This is a genomic window from Natronospirillum sp. (genome assembly GCF_022565775.1).
In the GTDB taxonomy this organism is placed as follows: Bacteria; Pseudomonadota; Gammaproteobacteria; order Pseudomonadales; family Natronospirillaceae; genus Natronospirillum.
This window is the reverse complement of the sequence record NZ_JAIUMC010000014.1, coordinates 45511-52935: the sequence shown is the minus strand read 5'-3', so window position 1 is coordinate 52935 and position 7425 is coordinate 45511. Positions and strand designations below refer to the sequence as shown.

The window sequence follows — 7425 nt, the reverse complement described above, 5'->3', positions numbered from 1 at the left end:
CAGGGATGACGTTTTTTGCGTGTCTGCGGTCAGTGCTCCCCGCCATCAGGCGGCATTGGCACCAGCTATTATTCGGCGCTCATTTTACGCATGCGTGGCCAAGGGCCACAGCCTACAATTGCGGTCTGTTGCCCGGGTCTCCGAAAGTCTGATAGTGAATTTCACGCACCTCCGGAAGGGACCACCTCAGGTTCCCAAACCCCGGCCACCGTCATCGAGGTAACCGCCAACAGGCCGGCGTTCAGGGCAGGTCTGCCTGCGCGATGACGGCGATGCCGTGGCCGCCCTGCTCCAGTTCGACCCAGGTCATGGGCAGCGTTGGGAAGGCCTGTTCCAGGGCGGCGGCGCTGTTGCCGACTTCGATGAACAGCAGCCCACCCGGATTCAGGTGCTGCCGGGCCTGCTGCAGCAGGCGCCGGGTCAGGTCCAGCCCGTCTGTGCCGGACCCGAGAGCCTGTGCCGGTTCACGGTGGTACTCAACCGGCATGTCCGCCAGATCTTCCGCGTCCACATAGGGTGGGTTTGCCAGAATCAGGTCATAGGTTTGGCCGGCCAGCGCATCGAAGCCATCGGATTCCAGGGCTCTGACCCGGCCGCCTACCTGATGGCGCGCTATGTTTTTTCTGGCGACCTGCAACGCAGAGTCGCTGATGTCGACCAGATCCACCAGAGCGCCCGGGAACTCATGTGCGGCAGCAATGCCGATGCAACCGGAGCCGGTACACATGTCCAGAATGCGTTCTGGCGCCTGCTCCAGCCAGGGCGCACAGTGGTCGGCCAGTATCTCGGCAAAAGGCGAGCGCGGGATCAGCACATCAGGTGTCACGGTGTAGGCCCTGCCTGCAAACCAGGCTTCACCGGTGATATAAGGCAGCGGCAGCCGGTCTTCGACGCGTTTCTGCAACCAGCGCGCGATCTGATGCTTCTCCGATGGCACCAGACGCAGATGCAACAACTCAGGCCCGCTGTCGAGAGGCTGCGCCACTGCAGACAACACCAGGAAGGTGGCTTCGTCCCAGGCATTGTCGGAACCGTGCCCGAAGTATAGTTGATGGCGGGTCATGGCACTGCTGCACCAGCGGATGAAATCGCCGATGGTGTGCAGGGTCAGATACTCTTCCGGGGCATGCCAGGTTTCTGCTCTTGCATGCAGTGCACTTTCTTCCGGTGTCATGGCTGGCCTACTGATTTTCCTGATATTGCGGGGGCAGAACAACCGTTACCCGGCTGCCAAGTCCGACTCTAGGGGCCAGATAGCCGACGCTCTCCACTCTCACCCGATCGGAATCGATACCCTCGTCTACCCACGTATCAAGAAACCTTTCGGCTTGCTGTCGACCCGAATCGATGGCCTGCTGGGTATTCATGCTGTAGTCATGGCCCACCAATACCAACTCCCAGTCGGGCTGATTGTCCAGTACTTCGGCCCAGACCTGAGCCGGGAAGGCTGACGCCAGAATGGCTTCACCGGCCCTCAGGTCGCTGGCCAACCGACCAGCAGGATTGGTGCGCACCGCCTCCAGCCAGTAGACATAGTTGAGCTGGGTACCCCGACGCACGGCGTACAGCACCCGAATATCGTCTCCGACGGTGCCAGTACTATAGTGCTGGTGGCGATTGAGGCCATAAAGAATGGACTCATTGAAGACCTCATTGGCCCAGTGCTGGCTGGTACCGCAACTGTTGCCTTCACAGTGGAATATTTCCTGATAGCCGTCGTTCTCCTTCCAGGACCGACGGACCTGTTCGAACACGTCCGCCTGATCATGCGCGCGGTCTATTTCGATGACCTGCCACCGACTGAACAGAACATCGACACGCTCTGCATCGTCGGGGGCGAAGTCACGTTCGATACGGCGCAATGCGCTGCGCACCCACCAGTAACGATGGGGTTCTTCGATAGCCCCCTCACTGCGCAGCCGATTGGGCTGAAAGTCGCGCAGTGCCTCTTGTCCAAGGTCGGCCTGCGCGGACGCAGCCAACAATACCATGACCAATAGAGCGATCACTCTGGGCATCGATCGCATGCACACTTCCTCCTGATAATTAACGGCACACCAGAATTGGTGCCTTCAGCCATTCGGCCCCGTTTCACTCACTGTCCATCAGTTGTCTTATTGTCTGCCACAGGGCCGGCGTCTGTGATTCCATATGGAAATGGTGGCCCCCTGGCCACCACTGGATACGCACGGCCGGCCAGTTCGGTTGCCATTCGCGCACCCGCTGCGGGTCGAACAGACCCTGCTCTCCCAGTATAACGTGCCAGGGGCAGTCGATCATATGACCCAGAGCAATCACCTGGTCGGTCGTGGGGCGCATGACAGAGCCGTGGCGTACCCGGGGGTCCAGGCGGAAGCACCAGCCTTCCGTTGTCTGCTTTGCACCCCGCCTGACCAGTGCCTCGTTGGCCTGTGCGGTAGCCGGGCTGCCAAAGCGCATGCGGCGCCGAGTGGCATGTGCCAGATCGGGCGAGGGTTGGCTGCCCGGCAGTCCGCGACTCTGCTCTCCCAGCACCTTGGCCAGGCGGCTGACCTGAGCCTCGGCGTCAACGTCGAACGACTGACCCAACATATCGAGTGTCAGCAACCCGCATGTCAGATCCGGTCGGGCCACCGCCAGTTGTGTCATCACCATGGCCCCCATTGAGTGGCCACATAACCAGTTAGGGCCAGGGCGCGATTCCAGCCAGCCTGCCAGCAAGGGTATAAAATCCCACAGATTGTAAAACTGAGACGGTGGTAAATGATCCGAAAGGCCATGCCCGGGAAGGTCTACCGCAATCAGTTGCCAGCCGGCGGGCCCCATCTGCTCCAGCGCAGCGCCAAGCGCCTGGAAGCTGGCGGCATTGTCCTGCCAGCCATGAGCACAGATCAATGTGCGCTCGCCAGGCGCCGCGGGGTCTCCCCATTGGCAACCCGCCAGTGTTACGCCCAGTACCCTGTGTGTCCACTCAACCACTGTCAGTCCCCGTGTCCGCCTCGACCTCGCCCACGTCAAGCAGGCCGAGCAACTGTTCGGCGCTGGCCTGCGGATGTTCCAGCGGAAACAAATGGCCGCCCCTTGCTTCATGCACGGGAATGCCCAACCGTTGGCGCATCAGGTGAACATGGTGTGGCCGGACCAGGTCAGTATCTTCGCCAATCACCACACTCAGCCCCGGATGATGATGGCGGTATCGGCGCACCCAGTTGGTGGGATAAGTGCGGAATATCTCCGCTTCCACTTCGGGCCGATAGCGCAGCGTCCAGCCCGTTTGCGGTGTTTCACCGATATCGCTTGCTGGCTCTGTAGCCGGCAGTTGTTCGAGCACTGCCTTGATGTAGTCCCAAAGAACACTGTCGGGAAAACGCGCAAAGAGCGCACGCTGACGCATATAGTCAAAGGCATCCTGACGGCTGGCCCATTCACTGCGGCGGCGAGAAGCCCGCCCGGCCGGGGTGAAACGATCGCGCCAGGGCGAGCGTTTCAGCAGGGCAAAAAAAGTCGCCTCCCAGAAGGTAATCAGTGGGACATCCAGCAGTGTTACCGACTGAAACAGTTCCGGGCGGCGCAGCGAGGACATAAACATCAGCCCGCCCCCCAGCGAGTGTCCGATGCCCAGGACAGGTCTTCCTGAGCGCTTTACCGCAGCTTCCACATCATGCAACAGATGGTCGCACAGGTAGAACCAGTTGTCGGTCACCGGGTAATCCGGATGGTGGCCAATGAAATCAGTGCAACTGACATCTGCAACAGCCTGCAGAGGGGCCAGAAACTGCCGGTAGCTGCCAATGGGAAACCCATTGGCATGCGCAAAATGCAGTGGTGGTCTTTCTAGAGCCATTGCAGCGTCATGCAGCCGGGCAGCAGGGCCTCTCCGTCCAGTCGGGCCAGGCTGCCGGTACCGAAACCGACCTCGAACTCCGGCGCTCCGGTCAGGCTGGCTGTCAGTCGGGTAACCAGAGGATTGTGAGTGACCAGCAGCAGATCGGGCCCCTGCAAAAGCTCCAGTTGCGCCAGCGTATCGTCCAGCCGCGCATCCGGAGTCAGCCAAAGAGCGGCCTGCTGCCCGCTTACAGCAACATGGTTCATTACGATCTGTGCCGACTCGGTCGTTCTCACATAGGGGCTGTGGTAGAGCATCAGGCCCTGTTTGGGCAGTTGATTGGCGGCGCGGCGAATCTGCTGTACGCCCCGGTCTGTGAGGCGGCGCATTTCATCATGCGCCCCGCCAAACTCTGCCTCGCCATGACGCAGGCAATACAGTGTGCTCAAGTCCGGCTTTCTCCGTCTCCGTCAGTGGACGCGGGCCAGTCATTGAACGGAAAAGGTTTGTATTCACTCTGGAAGGTCAGATAGTCCCCACATTGACGGGCGAACTGAACCACACTGCCACTGACCCGCAACAAATCAGGCTGCTTCTCGCTGCGCACCAGCACGAACACGAACTGGACGACGGCAAAGATGCCCACCAGCACCCAGGCGAGGCGGCTGAACAGCCAGAAAAGGATCATGTACAGCACGCGGAAAAGGACATATTCCCACTTGCCTCGATTGTTATCAGCCATCAGGGGTTCTCCGCATCAAATATGAATTCCACATCACTGGCACGCTCTCCCAGCATAAGGCGCTGGGCGACCACGTCAACATCCTGATTGTCATGAACCACGGCATACAGGCCTTCCACCAGTGGCATGTACACACCCAGCTCATCGGCTTTCTCTTTTACCACGCGCAGTGTATTGACGCCCTCTGCGGTTTCTCCCAGTTGCTTGACGGCCTGCTTGAGCGAATAGCCCTGTCCGATCGCCTGCCCGATGCGAAAGTTGCGGCTCAATGGAGAGGTACAGGTCACTACCAGATCGCCGACTCCGGCCAGACCGATAAAGGTCAGCGGGTTGGCGCCCAGTTTGGCCGCAAACCGGCTCATCTCTGCCAGGCTGCGGGTCAGCAACAGGGCGCGCGAATTCTCTCCCATGCCCAGGGCGGCCGCCATGCCACTGGCAATGGCATAGATGTTCTTCAGCGCCCCGGCCAGTTCCACACCGTACACATCCGGATTGGTATAGACCCGAAAGGTCCGGTCGGACAAGAGATCATGGACCTGATTGCGCAACGCTTCCGACTGGGACGCCACAACGGTGCCGGCCAGATGACCCTGGGCAATTTCCTTGGCCAGATTGGGACCACTGATGACCCCGATGGGGTGCTGCGGCACCAGTTCCTTGAGGACCTCACTCATCAACTTGAAGCCTTCCGGCTCGATCCCCTTGGTCAGGCTGACAAGGGCAGTGTCCGGCCCCAGATGGGGCACTGCGCTGGACACCACGACGCGAAACGCCTTGCTGGGCACGGCGACAAAGACAATGGCGGCGTCATGCACCGCAGCCGGCAGATCATTGGTCGGGGTCAGACGTTCATGAAGCGGGTATTTGGGTACATAACGGGTGTTGATGCCTGTTTCCAGAATGTCCTGCAGCTGCTTCTCACTGCGCATCCAGAGACTGACACTGGCACCGCGAGTCGCGGCGATATTGGCCACCACAGTACCAAAGCTGCCTCCGCCCAGGACGGCGATTTTCATGAAGCGAATTCTCCTTTTACCAGATGTTGAACAGAACGAAGGCTGCTGCGTCAGCAGCCACCCTGTTCGAGGGCACAGACCAGGTCACGAAACCTGGCTTCATTCTGCTCACTGAGGGACATCAGCACCCGATGGGCTTCCAGGACCCGTTCGCGTACTTCGGATTCGGTGCAGTCCAGGGCTTCGACAGCCTGCGTTGGGGTGCCGGTCATGGTGCCCTGCTCCATCATGATGTAGACGTCTTTCTCGAAACCCATGCTGACCAGAACGCGGTGGATATCCGGCGACCCGTACACCAGCAGTGGCACAAAGCCCATGGTCTTCTGTACATGAATGCTGAGCTTGGCCAGCATGCCGAGGCTGGTACTGTCGATGCCGTCCGTTTCGGTCAGATCCACCACCACCTGCTGATAATTGCCTGCAGCCAGCACCTTCTGGATACACCGTTCAAGCGTCGTCGACAGCGTCAGGCGCACGTCGCCGATCAGTTTCAGCACGTAGGTGGTATCGGTCTCGGCGTCCAGTATCTGGCCTTGCTTCATGATTTGTTGTTCCAGTGCGTTACAGCCATTACAGTCATATCGTCTGGCGCTTCGGTCACATCATCCATGCCCATGGCGGCACAGATCTCGGGTATCCGGAAGCGGGATTCGGTTACCACCTGCTGCCAGTGCAGCTCTTTTTCACCCAGGTTGCGTCCATCCCGGGTCTCCAGCAGCCCGTCAGAACAGAATGCCAGAGCCGCATAATCAGTGTAGTCGACGTCATGCTCGCTGTAGGTCGCTTTCTCGAAAAGACCGAGCGGTGAGCTTGGTTCTTCGAGCGACTGCACATGGCCATCCATCTCGAGCACCGGATACGGGAAATGAGCCGCGTTGGCATAAACATAGTATTTCTGTCGGGTATCAAGAATGCCAATAAACAGGGTCGCATGCTTGCCTATCTGACTGCGCAGCAACTCCTGATTCAGTTGGTGCAGAATACTGGCCGGGTGCTCAATGTGATCCGATATGCCATAACGCCACTCGGTACGCAAACGAGTGACCACATTGCGGATCAGGATGGTGACCATGGCGGATGAGACCCCATGCCCCGATACATCCACGATATAGTGCAGCAGCACACCGGGCTTCAGCTCGAAATAGTCGACAAAGTCTCCACTCAAATAGAGCGACGCCCGCAAGGCATAGTCGACGCCGACACCGCGTGACAGAAAGGGCCGCGCGGGGAGCATTGCCTGTTGCACGTGTCGTCCGGCGCGCAGGTCAGCCTCAAGGGTTTCGACTGTCGTTTGCAGCTGTTCGTTGGCTTCTTCCAGGCGCTCACTGTAGGCCTCGTTCTCGGCCAGCAGCCTGACCCGTTCCATGGCCTTGTCGATGGCGTGCTCCACCACGGCCAGGTCGGTCACCGGCTTGACAATATAGTCCGAGGCTCCTAACCGCAGGGCGGACACTACATCCGACATGACACCGGCACCGGAGATGACAATAAAGGGAACGCTGGAGTCGCCAGCCAGTATGTCCTGCAACAGGGACAAGCCATCCTTTTTCGGCATTTTGAGGTCGCACAGAATAAGATCTGGATGGTGGGCGTCGAAGATCTGCAGGCCCTCTTCTCCATCTGCAGCCTGCTCCACCTCATAGCCCGAGTCCTCGAGATAGCCGGCCAGAGACTCCCGAACCGACGCATCATCATCTATGACCAGAAGTTTTGCTTTCACCACGTTTGACAGTTACCCGGCGAACCATTTTCGGGGAGACTACTCCCTTGTTCTCGGAGGTGCAACAGATCACACAAGCCCGCCCTCCGGCTGGCTTGTATCACAGCGGGGACAGGTATGTTTTGACACCCAACCGGTGAGC

Annotated in this window: 9 protein-coding genes; all 9 read right to left on the bottom strand. The window is 59.4% G+C overall.

Annotated features, from left to right (window positions below):
• Nucleotides 1-241 precede the first annotated feature (241 nt).
• Nucleotides 242-1174 carry a 50S ribosomal protein L3 N(5)-glutamine methyltransferase gene (gene prmB, locus LAT62_RS05195; protein WP_293379983.1) on the bottom strand — a complete coding sequence of 311 codons (933 nt, stop codon included), beginning with the start codon at nucleotides 1172-1174 and terminating at the stop codon, nucleotides 242-244.
• 7 nt (nucleotides 1175-1181) lie between these two features.
• Nucleotides 1182-2027, bottom strand: coding sequence for a DUF4892 domain-containing protein (locus tag LAT62_RS05190; RefSeq protein WP_293379980.1), 846 nt, complete (start codon nucleotides 2025-2027; stop codon nucleotides 1182-1184).
• 64 nt (nucleotides 2028-2091) lie between these two features.
• Nucleotides 2092-2958, bottom strand: coding sequence for an alpha/beta hydrolase (locus tag LAT62_RS05185; protein WP_293379977.1), 867 nt, complete (start codon nucleotides 2956-2958; stop codon nucleotides 2092-2094).
• Complete coding sequence (locus tag LAT62_RS05180) at nucleotides 2951-3823, bottom strand: alpha/beta hydrolase (protein ID WP_293379974.1); 873 nt, start codon at nucleotides 3821-3823, stop codon at nucleotides 2951-2953. The genes LAT62_RS05185 and LAT62_RS05180 overlap by 8 nt, the downstream gene beginning before the upstream one ends.
• Entirely contained in the window at nucleotides 3814-4254 is a 441-nt protein-coding gene (locus tag LAT62_RS05175; protein WP_293379971.1) for a histidine phosphatase family protein, read from the bottom strand. The genes LAT62_RS05180 and LAT62_RS05175 overlap by 10 nt, the downstream gene beginning before the upstream one ends.
• Nucleotides 4251-4547, bottom strand: coding sequence for a DUF4389 domain-containing protein (locus LAT62_RS05170; RefSeq protein ID WP_293379968.1), 297 nt, complete (start codon nucleotides 4545-4547; stop codon nucleotides 4251-4253). The genes LAT62_RS05175 and LAT62_RS05170 overlap by 4 nt, the downstream gene beginning before the upstream one ends.
• Nucleotides 4547-5563, bottom strand: a complete 1017-nt coding sequence (locus tag LAT62_RS05165; RefSeq protein WP_293379965.1) for an NAD(P)H-dependent glycerol-3-phosphate dehydrogenase — start codon at nucleotides 5561-5563, stop codon at nucleotides 4547-4549. The genes LAT62_RS05170 and LAT62_RS05165 overlap by 1 nt, the downstream gene beginning before the upstream one ends.
• Nucleotides 5564-5613: 50 nt before the next feature.
• A complete protein-coding gene (locus LAT62_RS05160) occupies nucleotides 5614-6105 on the bottom strand; it encodes an STAS domain-containing protein (RefSeq protein WP_293379961.1) in 492 nt (163 codons plus the stop codon).
• Nucleotides 6102-7286 (bottom strand): response regulator, encoded by a 1185-nt coding sequence (locus LAT62_RS05155; protein WP_293379958.1) that lies wholly within the window; start codon nucleotides 7284-7286, stop codon nucleotides 6102-6104. The genes LAT62_RS05160 and LAT62_RS05155 overlap by 4 nt, the downstream gene beginning before the upstream one ends.
• Between the last annotated feature and the right edge of the window lie 139 nt (nucleotides 7287-7425).

What these genes read in the sequence shown, in the direction of transcription:
- prmB (WP_293379983.1), bottom strand. Translation starts at nt 1,174, where the DNA reads ATGACACCGGAAGAAAGTGCACTGCATGCAAGAGCAGAAACCTGGCAT.
- LAT62_RS05190 (WP_293379980.1), bottom strand. Translation starts at nt 2,027, where the DNA reads ATGCGATCGATGCCCAGAGTGATCGCTCTATTGGTCATGGTATTGTTG.
- LAT62_RS05180 (WP_293379974.1), bottom strand. Translation starts at nt 3,823, where the DNA reads ATGGCTCTAGAAAGACCACCACTGCATTTTGCGCATGCCAATGGGTTT.
- LAT62_RS05170 (WP_293379968.1), bottom strand. Translation starts at nt 4,547, where the DNA reads ATGGCTGATAACAATCGAGGCAAGTGGGAATATGTCCTTTTCCGCGTG.
- LAT62_RS05165 (WP_293379965.1), bottom strand. Translation starts at nt 5,563, where the DNA reads ATGAAAATCGCCGTCCTGGGCGGAGGCAGCTTTGGTACTGTGGTGGCC.
- LAT62_RS05160 (WP_293379961.1), bottom strand. Translation starts at nt 6,105, where the DNA reads ATGAAGCAAGGCCAGATACTGGACGCCGAGACCGATACCACCTACGTG.